Annotated in this window: 17 protein-coding genes; 12 read left to right on the top strand and 5 right to left on the bottom strand. The window is 71.6% G+C overall.

The genetic code is table 11. The annotated features are described in order from the left end of the window. The first annotated feature begins 100 nt into the window (after positions 1-100). The 7 genes from ureA to cimA all read left to right on the top strand — a co-directional run bounded on the left by ureA (position 101) and on the right by cimA (position 8,104). Complete coding sequence (gene ureA / locus ACFWXQ_RS42630) at positions 101-817, top strand: urease subunit gamma (RefSeq protein WP_383952260.1); 717 nt, start codon at positions 101-103, stop codon at positions 815-817. After that, entirely contained in the window at positions 814-2,496 is a 1,683-nt protein-coding gene (locus tag ACFWXQ_RS42625; protein WP_383952262.1) for an urease subunit alpha, read from the top strand. The genes ureA and ACFWXQ_RS42625 overlap by 4 nt, the downstream gene beginning before the upstream one ends. A gap of 63 nt (positions 2,497-2,559) precedes the next feature. Then, positions 2,560-3,600 (top strand): agmatine/peptidylarginine deiminase, encoded by a 1,041-nt coding sequence (locus ACFWXQ_RS42620; protein ID WP_383952270.1) that lies wholly within the window; start codon positions 2,560-2,562, stop codon positions 3,598-3,600. A 77-nt stretch (positions 3,601-3,677) separates the two neighbouring features. Then, a complete protein-coding gene (locus ACFWXQ_RS42615; RefSeq protein ID WP_383952264.1) occupies positions 3,678-4,172 on the top strand; it encodes a hypothetical protein in 495 nt (164 codons plus the stop codon). A 53-nt stretch (positions 4,173-4,225) separates the two neighbouring features. Then, on the top strand, positions 4,226-4,774 hold the full coding sequence (locus ACFWXQ_RS42610; RefSeq protein WP_383952272.1) for a TetR/AcrR family transcriptional regulator: 549 nt from the start codon (positions 4,226-4,228) through the stop codon (positions 4,772-4,774). A gap of 122 nt (positions 4,775-4,896) precedes the next feature. Beyond that, entirely contained in the window at positions 4,897-6,165 is a 1,269-nt protein-coding gene (locus tag ACFWXQ_RS42605) for a hypothetical protein (protein WP_383952266.1), read from the top strand. Positions 6,166-6,463: 298 nt separating this feature from the next. Further along, complete coding sequence (gene cimA, locus ACFWXQ_RS42600) at positions 6,464-8,104, top strand: citramalate synthase (protein ID WP_383952268.1); 1,641 nt, start codon at positions 6,464-6,466, stop codon at positions 8,102-8,104. Positions 8,105-8,319: 215 nt separating this feature from the next. Here cimA and ACFWXQ_RS42595 read toward each other — a convergent pair whose 3' ends face one another. After that, the gene (locus ACFWXQ_RS42595; RefSeq protein ID WP_383956410.1) at positions 8,320-10,197 is read right to left on the bottom strand and encodes a ricin-type beta-trefoil lectin domain protein; all 1,878 of its coding nucleotides are present in this window, start codon (positions 10,195-10,197) and stop codon (positions 8,320-8,322) included. A 252-nt stretch (positions 10,198-10,449) separates the two neighbouring features. On the opposite strand from ACFWXQ_RS42595, the gene ACFWXQ_RS42590 reads away from it, so the two are divergent. Further along, a complete protein-coding gene (locus tag ACFWXQ_RS42590) occupies positions 10,450-13,473 on the top strand; it encodes a glycoside hydrolase family 3 N-terminal domain-containing protein (protein ID WP_383956407.1) in 3,024 nt (1,007 codons plus the stop codon). 98 nt (positions 13,474-13,571) lie between these two features. After that, positions 13,572-14,849 (top strand): hypothetical protein, encoded by a 1,278-nt coding sequence (locus ACFWXQ_RS42585; protein ID WP_383955013.1) that lies wholly within the window; start codon positions 13,572-13,574, stop codon positions 14,847-14,849. A gap of 165 nt (positions 14,850-15,014) precedes the next feature. On the opposite strand, the gene ACFWXQ_RS42580 is transcribed toward ACFWXQ_RS42585, so the two are convergent. The 3 genes from ACFWXQ_RS42580 to ACFWXQ_RS42570 form a co-directional block, all read right to left on the bottom strand. Further along, positions 15,015-15,800 (bottom strand): S1 family peptidase, encoded by a 786-nt coding sequence (locus tag ACFWXQ_RS42580; RefSeq protein WP_383955011.1) that lies wholly within the window; start codon positions 15,798-15,800, stop codon positions 15,015-15,017. Positions 15,801-16,017: 217 nt separating this feature from the next. After that, positions 16,018-16,725 (bottom strand): response regulator, encoded by a 708-nt coding sequence (locus ACFWXQ_RS42575; RefSeq protein ID WP_383955009.1) that lies wholly within the window; start codon positions 16,723-16,725, stop codon positions 16,018-16,020. Beyond that, complete coding sequence (locus ACFWXQ_RS42570; protein ID WP_383955007.1) at positions 16,722-18,440, bottom strand: sensor histidine kinase; 1,719 nt, start codon at positions 18,438-18,440, stop codon at positions 16,722-16,724. Before ACFWXQ_RS42570 ends, ACFWXQ_RS42575 begins: the two co-directional genes overlap by 4 nt. A gap of 155 nt (positions 18,441-18,595) precedes the next feature. Between ACFWXQ_RS42570 and ACFWXQ_RS42565 the strand changes: the two genes are divergently transcribed. The 3 genes from ACFWXQ_RS42565 to ACFWXQ_RS42555 are packed head-to-tail and all read left to right on the top strand — an operon-like array spanning position 18,596 to position 21,941. Further along, positions 18,596-19,528, top strand: coding sequence for an ABC transporter ATP-binding protein (locus ACFWXQ_RS42565; RefSeq protein ID WP_383955005.1), 933 nt, complete (start codon positions 18,596-18,598; stop codon positions 19,526-19,528). A 50-nt stretch (positions 19,529-19,578) separates the two neighbouring features. Further along, positions 19,579-21,111 carry an ABC transporter permease subunit gene (locus tag ACFWXQ_RS42560; protein WP_383955003.1) on the top strand — a complete coding sequence of 511 codons (1,533 nt, stop codon included), beginning with the start codon at positions 19,579-19,581 and terminating at the stop codon, positions 21,109-21,111. Beyond that, complete coding sequence (locus ACFWXQ_RS42555) at positions 21,108-21,941, top strand: ABC transporter permease subunit (RefSeq protein WP_383955001.1); 834 nt, start codon at positions 21,108-21,110, stop codon at positions 21,939-21,941. The genes ACFWXQ_RS42560 and ACFWXQ_RS42555 overlap by 4 nt, the downstream gene beginning before the upstream one ends. Positions 21,942-22,134: 193 nt before the next feature. On the opposite strand, the gene ACFWXQ_RS42550 is transcribed toward ACFWXQ_RS42555, so the two are convergent. Further along, positions 22,135-22,632 (bottom strand): N-acetyltransferase, encoded by a 498-nt coding sequence (locus ACFWXQ_RS42550; RefSeq protein ID WP_383945832.1) that lies wholly within the window; start codon positions 22,630-22,632, stop codon positions 22,135-22,137. Between the last annotated feature and the right edge of the window lie 13 nt (positions 22,633-22,645).

Below are 22,645 nucleotides of genomic sequence, written 5' to 3'. Positions count from 1 at the left end.
CAATGTGACGGGTTCGTCGTCGCCCGTCAATGGTTCCGTTCCATGAAGCTCATGGTTAGAGTGATGCTCTAAATCGTGTGACGCAAGGAGGTGTCGCGGCGTGAGACTGACCCCCACGGAACGTGACCGGCTGCTCCTGTTCGGGGCCGCCGAGCTGGCCCGTGCCCGCCGGGCGCGCGGCCTCAGGCTCAACGTGCCGGAGGCGACCGCGCTCATCGCGGACACCGTCTGCGAGGCCGCGCGCGACGGGCGGCGGCTCGCCGAGGCCATCGAGGCGGCCCGGGCGGTGCTCGGCCCCGACGACGTGCTGCCGGGTGTCGCCGACATCGTGACCGAGGTCCATGTCGAGGCCGTCTTCGACGACGGCTCGCGGCTCGCGGTCGTGGCCGACCCCATCGGCGGCGGGCTGGGGGAGCGGGCCCCCGGGGCGCTGCTGCCCGGGCCCGTGCACGCCGAGCCCGAGGCGGTCGTGCGGCTCGCGGTCACCAACACCGCCACCGTGCCCGTCTCCGTCACCTCCCACTTCCACTTCTTCGAGGCCAACCCGCGGCTCGACTTCCCCCGCGCGGACGCCTACGGGATGCGGCTCGCCGTGCCCGCGGGATCGTCGGTGCGGTTCGGTCCTGGCGAGCGCGTCGAGGTCGGGCTCCTGCCGGTCGGGGGCGAGCGGATCGCGATCGGGTTCGCCGGGCTCGTGGACGGCCCGCTGGACGCGCCGGGCGCGAAGGAAGAGGCCCTGCACAGGGCAGCGGCCTGCGGATATCTGGGAGCCGCGGCTCCCGAGGGCGAGCCAGAGGGCCGGGGAGCGACACGATGAATCCGTACGAGTACGCCGCCACCCACGGCCCCCGGGCCGGCGACCGCGTCCGCCTCGGTGACTCGGGGCTCACGATCCGCGTCGAGTCCGACGCCCAGAAGTCCGGCGACGAGTTCCTCGCCGGGTTCGGCAAGACCGCGCGCGACGGGCTGCACCTCAAGGCCGCCGCTGTCCGCGAGACCTGTGACGTCGTCATCAGCAACGTGGTGGTGATCGACGCGGCGCAGGGGATCCGGAAGGTCTCCATCGGCATCCGCGAGGGGCGGATCTGTTCCATCGGCCGGGCCGGGAACCCCGACACCCTCGACGGCGTCGACGTCGTGGTCGGCACCGGTACGTCCATCGTCTCCGGGGAGGGGCTGATCGCCACCGCCGGAGCCGTCGACACGCACGTCCACCTGCTCTCGCCGCGGGTCATGGAGGCCTCGCTCGCGTCCGGCGTGACGACGATCATCGGGCAGGAGTTCGGGCCGGTGTGGGGCGTCGGCGTCAACTCGCCCTGGGCGCTGCGGCACGCGTTCAACGCCTTCGACGCGTGGCCGGTCAACATCGGCTTCCTGGGCCGGGGTTCGTCCTCCCACGAGGCGCCGCTCGTCGAGGCCCTGGCCGAGGGCGGAGCCTCCGGCTTCAAGGTCCACGAGGACATGGGCGCCCACACCCGCGCGCTCGACACGGCCCTCCGGGTCGCCGAGGAGTACGACGTCCAAGTTGCCCTGCACAGCGACGGGTTGAACGAGTGCCTGTCCGTCGAGGACACCCTGCGCGTCCTCGAAGGCCGCACCATCCACGCCTTCCACATCGAGGGCTGCGGCGGCGGTCATGTGCCGAACGTGTTGAAAATGGCGGGAGTTCCGAACGTCATCGGCTCCTCCACCAACCCCACCCTGCCCTTCGGCCGGGACGCGGTCGCCGAGCACTACGGGATGATCGTCTCCGTCCATGACCTCAAGACCGACCTGCCCGGCGACGCGGCGATGGCCCGCGACCGGATACGGGCCGGGACGATGGGCGCCGAGGACGTCCTGCACGACCTGGGCGCGATCGGCATCACCTCGTCGGATGCGCAGGGGATGGGGCGCGCGGGGGAGACCGTGCGCCGGACGTTCGCGATGGCCGGGAAGATGAAGGCGGAGCTGGGGCCGATCGAAGAGGACCGCTCGGGCGACGACAACGCGCGCGTCCTGCGCTATATCGCCAAGCTCACCATCAACCCCGCCATCGCACACGGCCTCTCCCACGAGGTCGGCTCCATCGAGACCGGCAAGCTCGCCGACATCGTGCTGTGGCGCCCCGAGTTCTTCGGCGCGAAACCGCAGCTCGTGCTCAAGTCCGGCTTCCCGGCGTACGGAGTCGTGGGCGACCCGAACGCGGCGACCGACACCTGCGAACCCCTGGTCCTCGGACCGCAGTTCGGGGCGCACGGCACCACACCCGCGGACCTCTCCGTCGCCTTCGTGGCGCGGGCCGCGCTCGACCAGGGCAACGACGGCATGCCGACGCGCCGCCGCCGCGTGGCGGTTCGCGGCACCCGCGGCATCGGTCCGGCCGACCTGCGCCTCAACTCCCGTACCGGAACGGTCGATGTGGACCAGCGCACCGGCCTGGTCACCCTCGACGGCGACCCGTTGCGCTCCGAGCCGGCCGACTCGGTCTCCCTCAACCGCCTGTACTTCCTGTGAGAAACCCGATGAGGACCCGATGAGGACCCGATGAGGACCGACGAGGACCCGATGAGGACCCCGATGAACAAGGCTGCCGCCGACGGCTTCCGCATGCCCGCCGAGTGGACCCCGCACGAGCGCACCTGGATGGCGTGGCCGGGCCCCAACCACACCTTCGACGACCCGGACGACCTCGCCGGGTCGCGCGCGGCGTGGGCGGCGGTGGCCCGTACGGTCCGGCGCTTCGAACCCGTGACCGTGGTGTGCGGTCCGGGACAGTCCGCGGCGGCCCGGGAGCTCCTCGGCCCGGGCATCGACACCGTCGAGCGGGAACTCGACGACGCCTGGATGCGTGACATCGGCCCCACCTTCCTCACCGACGGGAAGGGCGAACTCGCCGCCGTGGACTGGACGTTCAACGGCTGGGGCGCCCAGGGCTGGGCCCGCTGGGAACACGACGCCAAGATTGCGGCGTACGTGTCGGACCTGGCCGGGGCACGGACGTACACCTCGAAGCTCGTCAACGAGGGCGGCGCGATCCACGTGGACGGCGAGGGCACGGTGCTGCTCACCGAGACCGTGCAGCTCGGCCCCGAGCGCAACCCGGACTGGACGAGGGAGCAGGTGGAGGCGGAGATCCACGCCCAGCTCGGCACCCGCCGGGCCATCTGGCTGCCGCGCGGACTGACCGGCGACTATCCCCCGCACGGATACGGGACGCTCGGCCATGTCGACATCGTCGCCGCCTTCGCCCGGCCCGGAGTCGTCGTCGCGCACTCCCAGCCGGACCCGGCGCACCCCGACCACGAGGTGTCGAAGGAGATCATCGGGCTGCTCGGGGCGCAGACCGACGCCCGAGGCCGTCGGATCGAGGTCGTCGAGGTCCCCGCCCCGACGGTCCTGGAGGCGGACGGCCACTGGGCCGACTACTCCTACATCAACCACTACCTCTGCAACGGCGGAGTCGTGCTCTGCGGCTTCGACGACCCGCGCGACGAGATCGCGGCCGGGATCTTCCGGCGGCTGTTCCCCGAGCGGACGGTGACGCTGGTGGACGCGCGGGCGATCTTCTCGGGCGGCGGCGGCATCCACTGCATCACGCAACAGCAGCCGAGGGCCTGATGGCGACAGGAGCACGGGTTCCGGCAACAGGACCCACTCCCGCTCTGTCCTTGGGAACGGTCAGGTAGAACGTACGGGTGAACGTACTGTCTTGTGCCGCCTGCGGGCGCCGGCTGACCGAGCCCGTCCGGCCGCTCGACGAGATGCCCGAGTACCCCGGCTGGGACGGCAGGCCCGACGCGGAGGGCCGGCGGCACGGTCCGGCGAGCGTCCCGCGCGGCACGTATGTGGTCGATCCGCGGCCGTTCGGGGCGCCCTTCGAACCGTACGAGGGAGACGAGGACGCGTACGACGGGATCGTGCCCGGCGGGATGTGGATGTCCGACGAGCGAGGCTCGCTCGTGTCCGCCGGGCCGCGCGGCACCTACGTCCTGCACCCGCTCGACGTCGTCGAGCTGGACTTCCACCCCGACATGTCCCGCCTGGGCGGCTGCTGCGGCGCGAGCCCCTTCGGGGGCGTCAACCGCGTCTGCTCCTGCGGCGCCGAGATCGCTGTCGCGGCCAGTGACTGCTCGGGTGGCTACGAGACCCGGCTGGTTCCGGATGCCGTCCGTGTGGAGGGCGTCGCGTGACGACCCGTCGGCGCAACACCGCCCCGCCCCGCGAGGACGTCCTCGCCGTGGCGATGGACATGATCGCCGAAAGCGGTCTGGAGAAGCTCACCATGGCGGCGCTCGGCCGCGAGGTCGGCATGAGCAGCGGTCACCTCCTCTACTACTTCCACTCCAAGGACGAGCTGCTGCTGCGCACCCTGGAGTGGAGCGAGGGGCGGCTCGGCGCGGAGCGCGGCCGGCTGCTCGCGCGGGCGGCTCCGGCGCGCGAGCGCCTCGACGCGTACGTCGACCTGTACGTGCCCGACGGCCACCGCGACCCGCACTGGACCCTCTGGCTGGAGGTCTGGAACCGCTCGCAGAACGCGGACGAGGACGCCCGCGAGCGACAGGCCGCGATCGAGGGCGCCTGGCACCGCGACCTGGTGGCGCTGCTGGCAGAAGGCATCTCGCACGGCGACTTCCGCCCCGTCGACCCCGACCGTTTCGCCGCCCGCCTCCGCGCCCTCCTCGACGGCTTCTCCATCCACGTGGCCATCGGACTGCGGGGCACGGACCGGGGTCAGATCCTCGGCCACGTACGGGAGTTCCTGGACGAGGCACTGGCGCGCTCGGACACCTGAGCACCCGTCCAGGTTGTACTCAATTCGGCGGATTGACCCCGTGTCGGTGGTGAGCTTGTATCCCTGTGGGCCCCTGGCATCGGGCCGGGGGAGATGCGACCAACGGGACACACGGGGGAACCATGACCAATGCAAGGAGACTCGCGCTCTGCGCCGCCCTGGCCGCCGCACTGACCGGCGTGGCACTGCCGTCCACCGCGTCCGCCGCACCGCCCGTTCCGGGCACCGAGAAGGTCAGCGTGGCGCCCGACGGGGCCGACGGCGACCGGGGGTCGGGCGTCAGCGGCCTGAGCGCGAACGGCCGCTATGTCGCCTTCCACTCGCAGGCCGCCAACCTCGTGGCCGGTGACACCAACGGCACGACCGACGCCTTTGTGCGCGACCTCAGGACCGGCGTCACCAGCAGGGTCAGCACCGCCGCCGACGGAAGCCAGGGCGACGGAGCCGTCGAAGACGTCTCGCTGAGCGCCGACGGCCGCTATCTGGCGTTCAGTTCGACCGCGACCAACCTGGTGCCCGGAGACACCGGCGGTCGCCGGCACGTCTATGTGAAGGACCTCCGTACCGGGGCCGTCGAGCGTCTCGACGACGAGCAGGCTCCCGGTTACGACACCGGGCGCCAGCCCGCGATCAGTGCGGACGGCCGCTATGTCGCCTTCGCCGCGAGCCGCTCGGAGGGCTCCTCGGAGCACGACCAGCACGCCCGGGTCTACCGCGTCGACCGCAGGACCGGCACTGCCGTCCGGGTCAGCCAGGCGCCCGATCCGGGGCGGTGGCGATCGGTCACGAACCTGTCGATCAGCGCGGACGGCACACGCGTCGGCTACCAGTTCTTCGTCCCGTTCCCGACGAGCGGGGACTGGAGCGACATCTACGTCCGTGACGTACCCGGCGGCGAGCTGTGGCAGGCGGACAAGGCACCGGACGGAGCCGTCCCGGACGCCCAGTCCGAGTACCCGAGTGTCAGCGCCGACGGCCGTTACGTCCTCTTCCGCTCGCTCGACTCCAAGCTCACCCCGGGCGACACCAACAACGGCCAGAACATGTTCATCCGCGATCTGAAGACCGGATCGATCCGCCGGATCGACGCCGCCGACCCGGCCGCGTACACCGTGTCCGGCGCGCTCAGCGCCGACAACCGCCACCTGGCCTTCGGTGTGGTCGACCCGGGGGACCCCAACCACACACAGCGGGTGTACGTACGAGACCTGCGCACCGGCGCCACCAAGCTCGCCAGCGTCGACACCGCCGGGGAGGGGAACGACGAGTCCGCGACCAGCCCGGTGATCGACGCGCAGGGCCGGAGCGTCGCCTTCGACTCCTACTCGGCCGATCTGGTGCCGGACGACACCTGGGACAGCCGGCACGTGTTCGTACGCCACCTGCGGTGATCAACCGAGTGCTCGCATCCTGAGACGGACGGTGAGCACGGGGGCGGTATGTGCCAGACTGCCTTCGTGCTCTCGTTCGCCACGATTATTGGCAGCAGGCGCGCCGGTCCGCAGTGACCGCACCGTACGACCAAGTACGGGCGGCCACCGTCGTCCTGACCCGCGCGCAGACCTCTCGCACCCGCGAGAGGTTTTTCTGTTTCCTGGCCCACCTTCAGCCGGGACCGGAGCGCGAGAGATCATGGACGGTGGAGCCGGTCATTCCGGTAGACCGAATCCGATACAGGAGCCTCAAGAGATGACGGACGCAACCGACGAGAATCGCGACTCCTCCCGTCGCGGCCCCTCCCGAGTCGACGACGCCTTCCACGTCTTCGACACGACGCTGCGCGACGGTGCGCAGCGAGAGGGCATCAACCTCACCGTCGCGGACAAGCTGGCCATCGCACGGCACCTGGACGACTTCGGGGTGGGCTTCATCGAGGGCGGCTGGCCGGGGGCCAACCCGCGCGACACCGAGTTCTTCGCCCGCGCCCAGCAGGAGATCGACTTCAGGCACGCCCAGCTGGTCGCCTTCGGCGCCACCCGCCGGGCGGGCGGCAAGGCGAGCGAGGACGCGCAGGTCAAGGCACTCGTCGCGTCCGGCGCGCCCGTCGTCACGCTCGTCGCCAAGGCCCACGACCGGCATGTCGAGCTGGCGCTGCGCACGACCCTCGAAGAGAACCTGGAGATGGTCCGCGACACCGTCTCCTACCTCCGCTCCCAGGACCGGCGCGTCTTCGTCGACTGCGAGCACTTCTTCGACGGCTACCGCGCGAACCCGCAGTACGCGAAGGCCGTCGTCCGGGCCGCCTCGGAGGCCGGCGCCGACGTGGTGGTGCTGTGCGACACCAACGGCGGCATGCTGCCCGCCCAGGTCCAGGCCGTCGTCGCCACCGTCCTCGCCGACACCGGCGCACGCCTGGGCATCCACGCCCAGGACGACACCGGCTGCGCCGTCGCCAACACCCTCGCCGCCGTCGACGCGGGCGCGACCCACGTCCAGTGCACGGCGAACGGCTACGGCGAGCGCGTCGGCAACTCCAACCTCTTCCCCGTGGTCGCCGCGCTTGAGCTCAAGTACGGCATGAAGGTCCTCCCCGAGGGCGCGCTGTCCGAGATGACCCGCATCTCGCACGCGATCGCCGAGGTCGTGAACCTGACCCCGTCCACGCACCAGCCGTACGTCGGTGTCTCGGCCTTCGCCCACAAGGGCGGCCTGCACGCGTCGGCCATCAAGGTCGACCCGGCGCTGTACCAGCACATCGACCCCGAGCAGGTCGGCAACACCATGCGGATGCTGGTGTCGGACATGGCCGGGCGCGCCTCGATCGAGCTCAAGGGCAAGGAACTCGGGGTGGACCTGGGCGGCGACCGCGAGCTGATCGGCCGGGTCGTCGAGCGGGTCAAGGCCCGCGAGCTGCAGGGCTACACGTACGAAGCCGCGGACGCCTCCTTCGAGCTGATGCTCCGGGAGGAGGTCGAGGGCAAGGCCCGCAAGTACTTCGAGGTCGAGTCCTGGCGTGCCATCGTCGAGGACCGGCCCGACGGCAGCCACGCCAACGAGGCCACGGTCAAGCTCTTCGCCAAGGGCGAGCGCATCGTCGCCACGGCCGAGGGCAACGGGCCGGTCAACGCCCTCGACCGTGCCCTGCGCGTGGCCCTGGAGAAGATCTACCCCCAGCTCGCCAAGCTGGAGCTCGTCGACTACAAGGTCCGCATCCTGGAGGGCAAGCACGGCACCCAGTCCACGACCCGGGTCCTCATCTCCACCTCCGACGGCACGGGCGAGTGGTCGACGGTGGGCGTCGCCGAGAACGTGATCGCGGCGTCCTGGCAGGCCCTTGAGGACGCCTACACGTATGGGTTGCTGCGCGCGGGCGTGGAACCGGCGGCGTAGCCGACCGGGGGTTTTCTCGCCCCCGCCGCCCCTACCCATTCCCGTCACTACTCGGGGGCCAGCCCCCGAACCCCCGCTCCTCAAACGCCGGAGAGGCTGAAATACCCAGGGGCGCGGGGAACTGCGCAATCTTTTGGGGGTTCGGGGGCGGAGCCCCCGAGTAAGGGACGGGAATGGGTAGGGGCGGCGGGGGCGAAAAAAGGTCCTGCGGGCCCCTACCGGAGCTGCCACTTCTGGTTGGTGGCGCCCGTGCAGGACCAGATCTGCGCCCGCGCCCCGTTCGCGGACGAGTTGTCGCTCACGTCCAGGCACTTGTTCGCGGCCGTGTTGACGACGTCACCGGTCGAGGCGTTGTACGACCAGCGCTGCGCACCAGAGCCGTTGCAGTCGTAGAGCTGGACCTTCGCCCCGTCGGAGACGGACGCGCCGGTGACGTCGAGGCACTTCCCCAGAGCCCGGACCGAACCGTCCGCGGCGACCGTCCAGTTCTGCGCGGTCGAGCCGTTGCAGTCGTAGAGCTGGACCGCCGTGCCGTTGGCCGACGAACCGCCCGCCACGTCCAGGCACTTGCCCGCGAGCCCCACGAGAGCCCCGGCCTGCTCGCCGCCGCCCGACTGGTTGCCGGACCAGGTGAAGGTCGCCGACGTCTTGCCGGGGAGCGAGTAAGTGGCGTGCTGCGAGCCCCAGTTGATCGTCACGGTCTTCGCCGCGCTCGCGTCGTTGTACGCGATCAGCGCCTTCGAGCCGTCCGTGTTGCGCCACGCCACGTTCGGCACGGACGAACTCGCCGTGGACGCGATGCGCTGGGCTCCGGGACGTACGAACTTCGTCAGGTGGCCCATCGTGTAGTACTCGACGGTGTAGTCGACCTGGCCGTGCCGGGAGTCCCCGTTGTGCACGGTGATCAGGCCGTCGCAGGTGCCGCAGCCGCCGTTGTGCGGGCCGCGGTTCTGGTCCACGGCCAGCGACCACTTGGTCACCGACTTCGCCCAGTTACGGGTGTAGTCGATGATGTTCATCATGTCCTCGCGCTGCTGGTTGGCGATCCAGGTGCCGCCCGAGTGCTCGGTACCGAAGGCGTCCAGCTGCGGATACTGGTTGTGCACGGTGGTCTGCTTGGCGACGTCGCCGCCGTAGCCGTGCCAGGCGATCCCGCCGAAGTTCGGATGCGAGCGCACCGCCGCGTCGTCGACGGTCTGGGCGGCGTACGCGTCGTACGTGTCCCAGTTCCAGTCGTGCGCCAGCACCTTCGTGGCCAGGCCAGCGCCCTGGAGCTTGGGCAGCAGCTCGCTCTTGGTGAAGTACGCGAGGCCGGAGCCGTTCCAGCTCATGGAGGGGTAGCTGGCGCAGCAGGTCGGCTCGTTCTGGGCGGTGACGTAGTTGACGGGGACGCCCTGGTCGCGCCACGCCTGGAGGTACTTCACGAAGTAGTCGGCGTACGCCCCGTAGTTCTCGGCCTTCAGCCAGCCGCCGTTGAGCTGCCCGTTGTCCTTCATCCAGGCGGGCGCGGTCCACGGGGACGCCATCAGTGTGAGGGACGGGTTGAGCTGTCTGGCCTGCCGGGTGAGCGGCAGCACGTCCTGGAGGTCGTGGGCGATCGAGAACTCGGAGAGGTCCGGGTCGGTCTGTCCGGCCGGCACGTCGTCGTACGTGTAGCCGAAACGGGCCAGGTCGGAGCCGCCCATCGGGTTGCGGAGCAGGGAGAGCCCGATGCCCTCGGTCGGGGAGAACAGCTTGCGCATGGTCGCGTCACGGGTCGCCTGGGTCAGGGCGCCGCTGCCGTCCATCAGCCAGGCGGCGGTGTCCGTGAAGGACGCGCCGCCGCCGGAGAAGGACTGGTAGCGCGTGTTCTCGTCCACGGAGATGTTCTCGCCGCTGCCGCCGCTGCCGGCCTGGAACGCGAAGGGGGTCTGCGCCTGCAGACCCCGCACGACATTCCGGCCGCCGGAGTCGTTCGTCGTGGTGAGCCAGGCCGTGACCTGCTCGCCCGCGGCCTGCGCGGGCGTGGCGCCGACGGTGGTCAGCCCCGCGGTGGTGAGCAGCCCGGCGAGGAGGAGCCGGGCCACCCGGAGGGGTCTTCTGGGGGTGCTCATGGTGCGCCGCCCTTCTGGAGGTGGGGGATGTGGGCGTGCGAGGCGTGAGTAAATGACGGCTTCGAACGCGCGTCAAGGGGGTGCGCGTTCAGTTTCTGAAGGAGCAACGGCCCTGATCCGGCCGGGATTTGGGTCTGTACCGCTTCTGGTGTGAAGTCTTGACGGCTAGGCGGGGCGTCAGTTAACTCACGCCGTGAGGTAAGTCACGAGAGGTCAAGTCATAACAGCCGCACCAGAGCCGAGGGAAGGTCCATGCGAAGAACCGCCCTGCTCGTCTCCGCCACCCTGCTGACCGGGCTGCTCCCGTTCGCCGTGGCGGGCCCCGCCTCCGGGGCGGACGATCCCGCCCCCGTGCCCGTCGACAACTTCGAGGGCGAGATCCCGTTCGCGACCCCGCCCGCCGAGGGCATCTTCACCTGGGGCAGCGACACCGACGACCCGCCCACGCTGGAGCTCGCCGCCCGGGACGACGCGCCGCAGGGCGAGAAGGTCCTCTCCGGTACGTACGACATCAGCGGCTACGGCGGTTTCACGCACGACTTCGCCTTCGACAAGCCGGCCCACGACTGGTCGGCGAGCAAGGGCATCCGCTTCTGGTGGGACGGCCGGAACAACGGCAAGAAGGTCAACTTCGAGCTCAAGGACGGCGGCGCCAACGGCGAGGCCTCCGAGCTGTGGACCACGTCCTTCACCGACGACTGGACCGGCTGGAAACAGCTGGAGATCCCCTTCACCGCCTTCACCTACCGCACGGACTACCAGCCCGTCGGAGGCATCGACCAGGTCCTCGGCCTCACCGAGATGTGGGGCTACGCGCTCACGCTCCCGGTCGGCGTCCAGGACCGGTTCGCCATGGACGGCGTGGAGTTGTACGGCAAGGCCGACCAGGCCCTGCGCGCCAACGTCGTCACCGACGCGGCCGTGTACCCCGTGAAGGAGGGCCGCTCGGCCGCCGTGAAGATCACGGTCGCCACCACCGGCTCCGCGCCGATCGAGGACCCGGTCACCGTCGCATACGAGACGGCCGGCGGCACCGGTGAGTCCGGCAAGGACTACACCCCGGTCCGGGGCGAGCTGACCTTCCCCGCGGGCACGGCCTCCGGGACCTCCCGGACCGTCACCGTGCCGACCCTGCGCGACAAGGCGGGCGAGAACGCCGAGACCGTACCGCTGAAGCTGACGGTCACCGGCGCGAAGGCGCCCGCCGAGAACCCGCAGGTCGTGATCGACGCCCACGGACTCCCGTACCTGGACCCGAAGCTGCCGGTGAAGAAGCGGGTCGCCGATCTGCTCTCCCGGATGTCCCTCGCGGAGAAGGCCGGCCAGATGACCCAGGCCGAGCGCGGCGCGCTCACCACGCCGGGTGACATCGCCGCGTACGACCTCGGCTCGCTGCTCTCCGGCGGCGGTTCCACGCCTACGCCGAACACGCCCGAGGCCTGGGCGAAGATGATCGACGGCTTCCAACTCCGGGCGCAGGCAACACGGTTCCAGATCCCGCTCATCTACGGCGTGGACGCGGTGCACGGCCACAACAACCTCGTCGGCGCCACGATCATGCCGCACAACATCGGCATCGGCGCCACCCGCGATCCCCAACTCGCCTACGAGACGGGCAAGGTGACCGCCGCCGAGGTCCGGGCCACCGGCATCCCGTGGGACTTCGCACCCTGCCTGTGCGTGACGCGCGACGAGCGCTGGGGACGGACCTACGAGTCGTTCGGTGAGGACCCGGCGCTCGTCGAGTCCATGGAGACCGTCATCCAGGGCCTCCAAGGAGCGCCCAGCGGCAAGGACTTGAAGCGGAACGACAAGGTCCTCGCCACCGCCAAGCACTTCGTCGCCGACGGCGGCACCGAGTACGGCTCGTCCACGACCGGCACGTACACCATCGACCAGGGCATCACCAAGGTCACCCGGCAGGAGCTCGAAGCCGTCCACCTCGCGCCCTACCAGGACGCCGTGGACCGGGGCGTCGGCACGGTCATGCCCTCGTACTCCTCGCTCGACATCCTCGGCGACTCCGAGGGCCCGGTGAAGATGCACGCGGACGCCGCGATGATCAACGGCGTGCTCAAGGACCGCATGGGCTTCGACGGCTTCGTGATCAGCGACTGGCAGGCCATCGACCAGATCCCCGGCGACTACGCGAGCGACGTCCGTACGTCGGTCAACGCGGGCCTCGACATGATCATGGTCCCGTACGCGTACAAGGACTTCCACAGGACGCTGTCGGACGAGGTGACCGCCGGCCGGATCTCCGGGAAGCGGATCGACGACGCGGTGTCCCGCATCCTCACCCAGAAGTTCAAGCTGGGCCTCTTCGAGAAGCCGTTCGCCGACACGAGCGGGGCCTCGGAGATCGGCTCGGCGAAGCACCGGGCCGTGGCCCGCGAGGCGGCGGCCGAGTCCCAGGTCCTGCTGAAGAACGCGGGCGGCGTGCTGCCGCTGAAGAAGTCGCAGAAGGTGTACGTCGCCGGCTCCAACGCCGACGACATCGGCAACCAGGCCGGCGGCTGGACCATCACCTGGCAGGGCTCGTCCGGGAAGATCACGGACGGGACGACGATCCTGGAGGGCATGCGGAAGGCGTCCGGGGGCGAGGTCACCTACTCCAAGGATGCGTCGGCGCCGACGGACGGCCATGACGTGGGGGTCGTGGTCGTCGGCGAGACCCCGTACGCCGAGGGCATCGGCGATGTCGGCAACGGCAACGACCTGGTGTTCTCCGCCGCCGACCGGGCCGCCGTCGACAAGGTGTGCGGCGCCATGAAGTGCGCGGTGCTGATCGTCTCCGGGCGGCCGCAGCTCATCGGCGACCAGCTCGGCGACATCGACGCGCTGGTCGCGTCCTGGCTGCCGGGCACGGAAGGCGACGGCGTCGCGGACGTGCTGTACGGGAAGCGGGCCTTCACCGGTCAGCTCCCCCTCACCTGGCCGAAGTCGGAGGCCCAGCTGCCGATCAACGTCGGCGACTCCTCGTACGATCCGCAGTTCCCGTACGGATGGGGGCTGACCACGCTGACCTCCGTGCCGGGCGGTGGCACCGGTGCCCTGAAGGCCCTCGCCGTCGCGGCCGCCGTGGCCGAGAAGGCCGGGTCGGAGACGGCAGGGCGCGCGATCGTCACCAAGGCGCGGCTGCTCGTCCAGCAGAAGATGGGGCAGACGATCACGGCGGCGAGCGCGAAGCCCTTCGCCGACGCCGATCACCTGCTGCTGACCGGACGCTACGGGCAGGCGGTGGCGAAGCTGACGGCGGCGTACCGGGCCGCCTGACCCCGCTGGGCCGTACATGTCAGGTCCGGTGGGCGGCGAGTGAGCCGCCCACCGGACCTGAGGTTCGTTTTCGGTCACGCAGGAGTAGCTTCGAAGGTATGAAGGCCGCACAGACCCTCAGCCGAGGACTCTCCGTACTCCTGATCGCGTTCGCGGCCTTGGCGGTGCTCTCCGTCGGGGCCACGGGCGCCCACGCGGCGACGGACGTCTCGACGGTCGCCGACGCCCTGAAGAAGAGCCCCGTGTACGTCGACCCGTCGATGTCCGGGCAGCTGTCGTCGGCCGACGCCGACGCTCTCGCCGAGCAGATCGAGAAGGCCGACAAGCCGGTCTTCGTCGCCGTGCTCCCCGCCGACTTCCCGAAGCAGGACCTCTTCCCGAACCTGCGTACCGCGACCGGTATCACCGGCCTGTACGCGATCCGGCTCGGCGACCAGTTCGACGCGAAGGCCGACTCCTCGGTCCTGTCGCAGGACGCTGTGCGGAACCTCGTCACCAGCGTCCGGGGCGAGGACACGAAGACCCAGCTCGGCGACTTCACCGACCGGGCCCTCGCCAACGTCGGCGGCTCCGCGCCCAGCGGCTGGAGCGAGGGCGGGGGCGGCGTGGACACGGGCGCCCTGATCGGGGCCGGCGCGGTGATCGTGGCGGGCGGCGCCGGCGCGTACACCCTCGTGCGCCGCAACCGCCGCAAGAAGGAGGCCGAGCGGCAGGCCGCGCTCGACAAGCTGCGCGTCGTCGTCGACGAGGACATCACCGCCTTCGGCGAGGAGCTCGACCGGCTCGACTTCCACCCCGCGGAGGCGGGCGCGGACGACGCGATGCGCGCCGACTACGAGCGCGCCCTCGACTCCTACGACAAGGCGAAGTCCTTCATGGCCGCGGCCACCCGCCCCGAGGAGGTACGGGCCGTCACCCAGTCCCTGGAGGACGGGCGCTTCTCGCTCGCCGTGCTCGCCGCGCGCCGCGAGCACCGGCCCGTCCCCGAGCGCCGCGCCCCCTGCTTCTTCGATCCGCGCCACGGCCCGTCGGTCGCCGACGCCACCTGGACGCCGTCGGGCGGGGCATCCCGCGAGGTGCCGGTCTGCGCCGCCGACCAGGTCCGCCTCGCCGAGGGCCACGACCCCGCCGTCCGCGAGGTCGACACGGACTACGGCCGCCGCCCCTACTGGGAGGCGGGCCCGGCGTACGGCCCCTGGGCGGGCGGCTACTTCGGCGGCGGCATCCTGCCCGGCCTCCTCGTCGGCACCCTGCTCGGCTCCATGATGGCCAGCCCGTCGTACGCGGCCGACTACGGCTCCGGCTACGGGAACTTCGGCGGCGGCTTCGGAGGCGGTGACTTCGGGGGCGGCGGGGACTTCGGCGGGGGTTTCTGAGTTCCGGCTCAACTCCGGCTCACGGCCGAGTCGTTCGTCGTTCTGTGGTGCGGATCCTTCGTCGGTGCGGATCCTTCGGTGGTGCGGAGGCATTCGAGGTGCGGGCACGGGCCCGGCGCGGAGTAGCGCCGGGCCCGTGGACGTCGTACGAGTGATGGGCAGGTGTCAGAGAGTCGCTGCCGCTGCCGTGATGGCCGACGCGAAGGTCGAGACCTCGGAGTAGACGCCGGGCGCGTTGGGCCGGGCACAGCCGATGCCCCAGCTCACGATGCCGACCTGGATCCACGCGTTGGCGCTGTCCCGGCGGAACATCGGGCCGCCGGAGTCGCCCTGGCAGGTGTCGACACCGCCGGCCGCGTAGCCGGCGCAGATCTCGTCGCCCGCGATGAGGCCGCTGTAGCCGCTGTAGGTGCGGCAGGTGGCGTCGCTGACGAACGGCACCGTCGCCTTGAGCATGTAGCGCTGCTGGGCGCCGCCCTCGGAGGCCGAGCCCCAGCCGGCGACGGTGAAGGTGCCGGTGTTGTACTGCGTGGTGGTGGCGATCTTCAGCGTGGCCTGGGTGGTGATGGGCGAGGCGAGCTTGATGAGCGCCCAGTCCTTGCCGTTGCCGTTGTAGCCCGGGGCCCGGTACACGTACGTGGACCTGACCTGGACCCGGCCGGTGGTGGACTGGAGGTCCACGACGCCGGCGGTGGCGGTGATGCTGGTGTTGCTGCCGGTGGCGCCCACACAGTGCGCGGCGGTGAGGACGATCTGCTGGGTGAGGAGCGAGCCGCCACAGCCCATGGAGAGCCGGACCATGAACGGGAACTCGCCCTGGGCGGCGCGGGTTCCGCCGACCACGGGCGCGGGGGCGGCCTGGGCGTTGGAGACGGGCTGAAGGCTGACGACCGCGAGGGCGGCCGCACCGGCGACCGCGCATCTCTTGAGGGCCTTGATGAGGTTCTTCAACGTGATGCCTTCCGTGGGGGGTTGACATACGAGCTGGTGGAACCGATGCGGATGCGACAGAAATGGCAGGCACATGCCAAGGAATGCGACAAATACTCGCGTTTGCTGGCATGAGCCGGTCAATTTCTGTTGAGGGATTATGTGAACGCTGTGAGCGCCGCCACAAGGGGTGAAATTCGGCCGCCCCTATCCGGTCAGGCCGAGGTCCGTGCTGCGGTCAGGCCGAGTGCCCCGCCCCCGGCACGACCAGACCCGTCTCGTACGCCATGACCACCGCCTGGGTCCGGTCGCGCAGCCCGAGCTTCGAGAGCACCCGGCTGACGTGCGTCTTCACCGTCTCCTCGCCGACGTGCAGACGCCCGGCGAGCTCCGGATTCGACAGCCCCTCGGCGAGCAGCCGCAGCACTTCCGACTCGCGTGGAGTGAGGACCGCGAGCGCGTCCCGGCGCGGCGCCCTGGGCTTCAGCCGGGCGAACTCGGCGATCAGCCGGCGTGTGACCCCGGGCGCCAGCAGGGCCTCCCCGGCCGCGACCACACGTACGGCGTCGAAGAGCCGCTCCGCGGTGACGTCCTTGAGGAGGAACCCGCTCGCTCCGGCGATGAGGGCGTCGTACACATGCTCGTCGAGGTCGAAGGTGGTGAGGATCAGCACGCGGGGCGGGTGTGCGGGCCCGGCGTCGCCCATCAGCTCCGCGGTCGCCTGGATGCCGTCCGACACCGGCATCCGTACGTCCATCAGCACCACGTCGGGCCGCTGCTCGCGGCACACCCGGACCGCCTCCGCGCCGTCCCGCGCGGTGCCCACGACCGTGAAGTCCGGCTGGGTGGCGAGGAGTCCGGCGTATCCGGCGCGGACGACCTCGTGGTCGTCGGCGACGACTATGCGGACGGGGCGGGCTTCGGGGGCGGCCTCGGGGGTCGTCATGCGAGGGCCTCCGCCCGTACCGGGAGGCGTGCCTCGACCAGGAAGCCGCCGCCGGGTGCGGGGCCGGTGCGCAGGGTGCCGCCCACGGTTGCCGCGCGCTCACGCATGCCGAGGAGGCCGTGTCCGGCGTGGCCGCGGTGGGCCGGGTTCGCGGGGTCTGCCGGGGGTTCGGGGTGCGCGGGGCCCGAACCGGAGCCAGGTCCGGGGCTGGGGCCGGGCCCGGGGCCGTTGTCGCGCACGCGTAGCTCCAAGTCGTCTTTCCCATACCGGAGTTCCACGTCGACGGCGGCGCCCGGAGCGTGCCGGCGGGCGTTCGTCAGGGCCTCCTGGACGATGCGGTAGGCGGTGACCTCGATGCCCGGGTCGAGCGGGGCGACCGTGCCGCTGACGATCAGCCGGGTACGGGAGCCCGCGGCGTCCCGGGAGTCGTCGACCAGCTCGATCAGCTGGCGCAGGCCCGGCTGGGGGCGCCTGGTGACCCCCACGTCCGCGTCCTCGCGCAGCACTCCGAGCAGCCGCCGCATCTCCGTCAGCGCTGCCCGTGCGGTGTCCCCGATGGCGAGCAGCCGGGTGGCGCCGTCGGCGGGCAGCCCCTGGGTGGTCAGCCGGGCGGTCTCGGCCTGTACGGCGATCATCGAGATGTGATGGGCGACGACATCGTGCAACTCCCTTGCTATGCGGGCCCGTTCACCCCGTGCCGCGTGTTCGAGCAGGGTGTCGGCGAAGGCCCGTTCCGTGGCGCTGTGCGCCTGCGCGGCCGTCCGGACATGCCGGGTGATGCCCGTGGCCGCCGCGGCGGAGGCGAGCGTGGCGACCAGGACGGCCACGACACGGACGGTGGAGTCGCCGGGGTCGCCTGCCGCGGCCAGCGCGAGACCGACGTACGGCAGCACGAGCAGACCGCTGAGCAGGGGTGCCCCCGCCCGGCCCAGCGCATGGACGGTGATCAGCTGGGCCGCCGCCCCCGCGAGGGTGAGGGCGCGGAAGGGCTCCAGGGCCAGGACACAGGCGGTCGTGAGTGCGATCGCCGCGGTGCCGCGGATCGGCGCCCCGCGCTCCGGAGCTAGGACGAACCCCACGGGCAGCGTGGTGCACAGCGCGAGCAGCACGGCCAGCGCGAGATTCCCGCGCAGCCCGGCCGCGCGGACCAGGATCTCGACGGCCGCGAGGCCCGCGAGACCGACGGAGAGCACGACGGGGGAGTGGGGCCTTGCACCGGCGGCACCAGGGGCACCGCCGATACGGGCGATACGGGCGATACGGGCGGTGCGGGCGGTGCGGGCGGTACCGGCGGCACGGGCGGAGAGCAGGGCCGGGGAGCCGGGCCGCGCCGCGGGGGAGAGGGAGCGCACCGCCCGGCCGAGAGCGTCTACGCCACGGCCGAGAGCGTGTGCGCCACGGCCGGGGGTACGTACGTCATGGCCGCCGGTGCCTGCGCCGTGCCCGTCGGCGACCGTGCCGCGGTTGCGCGAGCGCGTGTCGCGGGAGGCGGCGGCCCGGCGCAGCCTCGACTGCCAGGGCTCGCGCAACCCCGACTGCCACGGCCCGCGCAGCCCCAACTGCCGGAACCCGCGCAGCCCCGACGGCCAGGATGGGCGCAGCCCCGACGGCCAGGCTCGGCGCATCCCCAACTGCCAAGGCAGCCAGGGGCGTTCCGCGGGCGGAGGGACCGCCCGCCCTGTCGTCCCCTCGTCCGCCTCCGCCACCTCGTCCACGTCCGCCATTCTGCCGCCGTCCGCGCCGGACCGCGTCCCCCAGGTCAGCAGTGCCGTGTCCCTCGCGTGGGGGATGCCGTCCCCCGGGCCAGGGGCGGCGAAGACTGCTCCCGGGCGGGACGACTCCGTGCGCCGCGGTCCCTAGCCTCGCTGACATGGACGCAACCATCGAAGTCCGGGACCTCCGCAAGAGGTTCGGGCAGACCGTCGCCGTGGACGGGCTCTCCTTCACGGTCGAACCGGGCCAGGTCACCGGCTTCGTCGGCCCCAACGGGGCAGGCAAGTCGACGACCATGCGGACCGTGCTCGGCCTGGACGCCCCCGACGCGGGGCACGCCCACATCGGCGGGCGCCCCTACCACGCCCTGCGCACCCCGCTGTTGGAGGTCGGCGCGCTCCTCGACGCCGCCGCGCTGCACCCGGCCCGCCGCGGCCGTGACCACCTGCGCTGGCTGGCCCACTCGCACGGCCTGCCCATGCGCCGGGTCGACGAGGTCCTCGAACAGGTCGGCATGGAGCAGCCGGCCCGGCGCAGGGCGGGCGGCTACTCGCTCGGCATGCGCCAGCGCCTCGGTATCGCCGCCGCGCTCCTCGGCGACCCGCCCGTGCTCCTCCTCGACGAACCGGTCAACGGCCTCGACCCCGAGGGCATCCAGTGGATCCGCGGTCTGCTGCGGCACTTGGCCGCCGAGGGCCGGGCCGTCCTGGTGTCCAGCCATCTCATGAGCGAACTGGAGGACACCGCCGACCACTTGGTCGTCATCGGCCGTGGGCGCCTGATCGCCGACACGGCCGTCGCCGACCTGCTGGCCGCCGCGTCCGGCGACCGTGTGGCCTTGCGCACGAGTGCTCGTACGGAGGCGATGGAACTGCTCGCCCACAAGGGCGGCACGGTCGCGGTGACCGGCCGCGACACCCTCACCGTCACCGGTCTGCCGCCGGAACGGATCGTGGCGCTCCTCACCGAGGCCGGGATCGCGTTCGCGGAGGTGGGCTCACACCGGGCCACCCTGGAAGAGGCGTACATGGAACTGACCCGGGACTCCACGGAGTTCGTCTCCGCGGTGGACGGCGAGGCCGCGCGATGACGACCTCCTCGACACCTCCCTCGCTCACTCCCCCGACACCTCCGACACGCGTGACGGGCACCCCGTACAAGTCCCAACTCCGGTCGGGCCGGGCCGGGTTCGGGCGGCTGCTGCGCGCGGAGTGGAGCAAGTTCTGGACCGTACGGAGCTGGCTGCTGGTCCTCGTGCTGGCCGCCGCCGCCACGGTCGTGATCTCGCAACTCGGCGCGAGCGGCGCCGTCAACGGCTCCAACGACGATGTCCGTATCGTCTCCGCCCCCGACGGCACCCGTGTGAACGACACCTTCCGCTTCGTCCACCGGCCACTCACCGGGGACGGCAGCGTCACCGTCCACGTCTCCGGCATCGAGGGACGCGAGGGCAGGACTCCGGAGCCCTGGGCGAAGGCCGGCGTCATCGTCAAGTCGAGTACGAAGCCCGGCAGTTCGTACGTGGCCCTGATGGTGACCCCGGACCACGGCGTCCGTATGCAGTGGGACTTCACCCACGACGAGCAGGGCTCGTCCGCCGGCGCACGCTGGCTCCGGCTGACCCGCTCCGGCCAGGAGATGACGGGCTACGAGTCGCCGGACGGCCGCGAGTGGACGAAGATCGCGACTGTCCGCCCTGCGGACCTGCCGAAGACGGCCCGGGCGGGACTCTTCGTCACCACCCCGGCGCACACCACCCTGCGCCGCTCCTTCGGCGGCACCTCCGCGACCGCGGGAATCGCCACCGCGACGGCCGCCTTCGACCACGTGGAACTGCGCGGCGACAGCGCGCGCCCCTCCTGGACCAGCACCGACGTGGGCGCCCCCGACCCCGACGACCCGAACCTCCCGCAGTCGGGCCCGGCCCGGCCGATCCCCGGCAGCACGAAGGTCACCGGCGCCGACGCCTTCACGCTCACCGGCCAGGGCGACATCGCCCCGGACCAGACCGGCGGCGACACCGTCCAGATGAGCTTCCAGGGCGTCTGGGTGGGCGTCCTGTTCATGGTGGCGCTCGGCGCGCTGTTCATCACCGCCGAGTACAGGCGCGGCATGATCCGTACGACGTTCACGGCGAGTCCGCGCCGGGGACAGGTGCTGGCGGCGAAGGTCCTGGTGATCGGGGGAGTGACGTTCGCGGCGGGGCTCGTCGCGGCGGCCCTGGCCTTCTCGCTCGCCCAGGACACGCTGCGCTCCAACGGCTTCGAACCGCCCGCCTTCCCGGATCTGTCGATGCTGGAGGGGGCGGTCCCGCGGGCGGTCGTCGGCAGCGCGCTCCTGCTGTCCCTGGTGGCGGTACTCGCCCTGGCCGTGGGCACGCTGCTCCGCAGCAGCGCGGGCGCGATCACGGTGGTGGTGGTCCTGGTGATCCTGCCGCAGATCCTGGCGTTCGCCCTCCCGCTGCCGGCCGCCGAGTGGCTGCTGCGGCTGACCCCGGCGGCGGCCTTCGCGATCCAGCAGGGGGTCACCTATTACCCCCAGGTGGACCACAACTGCCTGCCGGAGAGCGGCTGTTACCCGATGGCCCCCTGGAACGGCCTGGCGGTGCTGGGTGTTTACGCGGCGGTGGCGCTGGCCCTCGCGCTCTGGCGCCTGCGCAGGAGGGACGCGTGAGCAGCTTGGGGGCTCCGCGGCCGCCGCACGCCCGCCTGACGGCACTGCGGCCGCTGCACGCCGAGTGGACGAAACTCCGTACGCTGCACAGCAGTTGGTGGCTGCTGGCGGCGACCGCGGTCCTCACGGTCACGGTCGGCGCGGCCGCGGTGTCCGCCGTCGGCACCGGCGCGTGCCCGTCGGCGGCCGCCTGCCACGAGGACACGGTGAAACTGAGCCTGACGGGCGTCTGGCTGGGCCAGGCGACGGCCCTCGTCCTCGGCGCGCTGTCGATGGGGGCGGAGTACGGCACGGGCACGATCCGCACGACCCTGACGGCGATGCCGCACCGGGTGCCGCTGCTGGTCTCGAAGGCCGTGGTCCTGGCAGCCATGACGGCGGTGGCGGGAACGGTGGCGATTCTGGGTTCCCTCTACGCGGGCCGGCTGATCCTCCCCGGCAACGGCTTCACTCCGGAAGCCGGCTACCCGCTCCCGTCCCTGGCCGACGGCCCCACGCTCCGCGCCGCCTTCGGCTCGGTCCTCTGCCTGACCCTGGCAGCCCTGCTCGGCCTCGGCCTCGCGGCCCTGCTCCGGGACAGCACGGGCGCCATCACGACGGGCCTGGGCCTGCTGTACGCGGTCCCGCTCCTGGCCGGCGTCCTGGGCGACCCGAGCTGGCGGGACCGTCTCGAACGCTGGGCCCCGATGCCGGCGGGGCTGGCCATCCAGGCCACGCGGGACCTCTCCCGCCTCCCGATCGGCCCCTGGCCGGGCCTCGGCGTACTGGCGGCGTACGCGCTCGGGTTGCTGCTGGTCGCGGGCGCGGCCTTCAGGCTGCGGGACGCGTAGGGCCCCCTTCCCTTTGGGAGGGGCCCATTCGTATGTGTGTCGGCTGCGGGTGGGTGGGGGCTGGTCGCGCAGTTCCCCGCGCCCCTGAAAGGCAAAAGCTCGCGTGCACCCGTGCTTTTAAGGGGCGCGGGGAACTGCGCGAGCAACCACGATGCACCCGCAGCCGACACACATACGAATGGCCCCCAACCGCTCAGCGAGCCAGATCCGGCAGGGCCAGCCATTCCTTCCAGGACAGGTCCCGCCCGATGAACCGCGGCCGCTCGAAGGGCCACACCTCACCGATCCACCGCGGCACGAACGCGTCGAGATCCCGCTCCAGTCCGGCCCCCACCTGCTCGTCGACGACCCACCAGGAGATCTCCGCATCGGCCCCGGCCTTCTCCGGCGGATCGATGTACACGCACCCGTACTCGACGCTCTCCGCCTCGTCGAACAGCACGTAGTTGAACGACTCGTGAGCGGCGATCTCGGCCTCGTGCCGCTCCAGGTCCGCCAGGTTTGCCTCGTACGTGATCGTGGCGGCGGGCCACCCCCAGGCCTCCCCGAAGATGGACCAGAGCCGCTCCCGGGACCCCATCACCGTCGGGTAGTCGATCGCGGCGTCGCCCCCGGTGATGGGCCGCAGATGATGCCCACCGGGCACGTCGACGCGCAGCGGATGGACGAAGTCAGCGGGCAGCCAGGTCATCCCAGGAGGCTAA

The organism is Streptomyces sp. NPDC058697 (assembly GCF_042715345.1).
GTDB lineage: Bacteria > Actinomycetota > Actinomycetes > Streptomycetales > Streptomycetaceae > Streptomyces > Streptomyces liliifuscus.
Note: the sequence above shows the minus strand (reverse complement) of the source record. Positions and strands in the feature narration are given on the sequence as shown.

Coding starts and splice junctions, on each gene's coding strand:
- ACFWXQ_RS42625 (WP_383952262.1), top strand. CDS start 814: ATGAATCCGTACGAGTACGCCGCCACCCACGGCCCCCGGGCCGGCGAC.
- ACFWXQ_RS42620 (WP_383952270.1), top strand. CDS start 2,560: ATGAACAAGGCTGCCGCCGACGGCTTCCGCATGCCCGCCGAGTGGACC.
- ACFWXQ_RS42610 (WP_383952272.1), top strand. CDS start 4,226: ATGGACATGATCGCCGAAAGCGGTCTGGAGAAGCTCACCATGGCGGCG.
- ACFWXQ_RS42605 (WP_383952266.1), top strand. CDS start 4,897: ATGACCAATGCAAGGAGACTCGCGCTCTGCGCCGCCCTGGCCGCCGCA.
- cimA (WP_383952268.1), top strand. CDS start 6,464: ATGACGGACGCAACCGACGAGAATCGCGACTCCTCCCGTCGCGGCCCC.
- ACFWXQ_RS42595 (WP_383956410.1), bottom strand. CDS start 10,197: ATGAGCACCCCCAGAAGACCCCTCCGGGTGGCCCGGCTCCTCCTCGCC.
- ACFWXQ_RS42590 (WP_383956407.1), top strand. CDS start 10,450: ATGCGAAGAACCGCCCTGCTCGTCTCCGCCACCCTGCTGACCGGGCTG.
- ACFWXQ_RS42585 (WP_383955013.1), top strand. CDS start 13,572: ATGAAGGCCGCACAGACCCTCAGCCGAGGACTCTCCGTACTCCTGATC.
- ACFWXQ_RS42575 (WP_383955009.1), bottom strand. CDS start 16,725: ATGACGACCCCCGAGGCCGCCCCCGAAGCCCGCCCCGTCCGCATAGTC.
- ACFWXQ_RS42565 (WP_383955005.1), top strand. CDS start 18,596: ATGGACGCAACCATCGAAGTCCGGGACCTCCGCAAGAGGTTCGGGCAG.
- ACFWXQ_RS42550 (WP_383945832.1), bottom strand. CDS start 22,632: ATGACCTGGCTGCCCGCTGACTTCGTCCATCCGCTGCGCGTCGACGTG.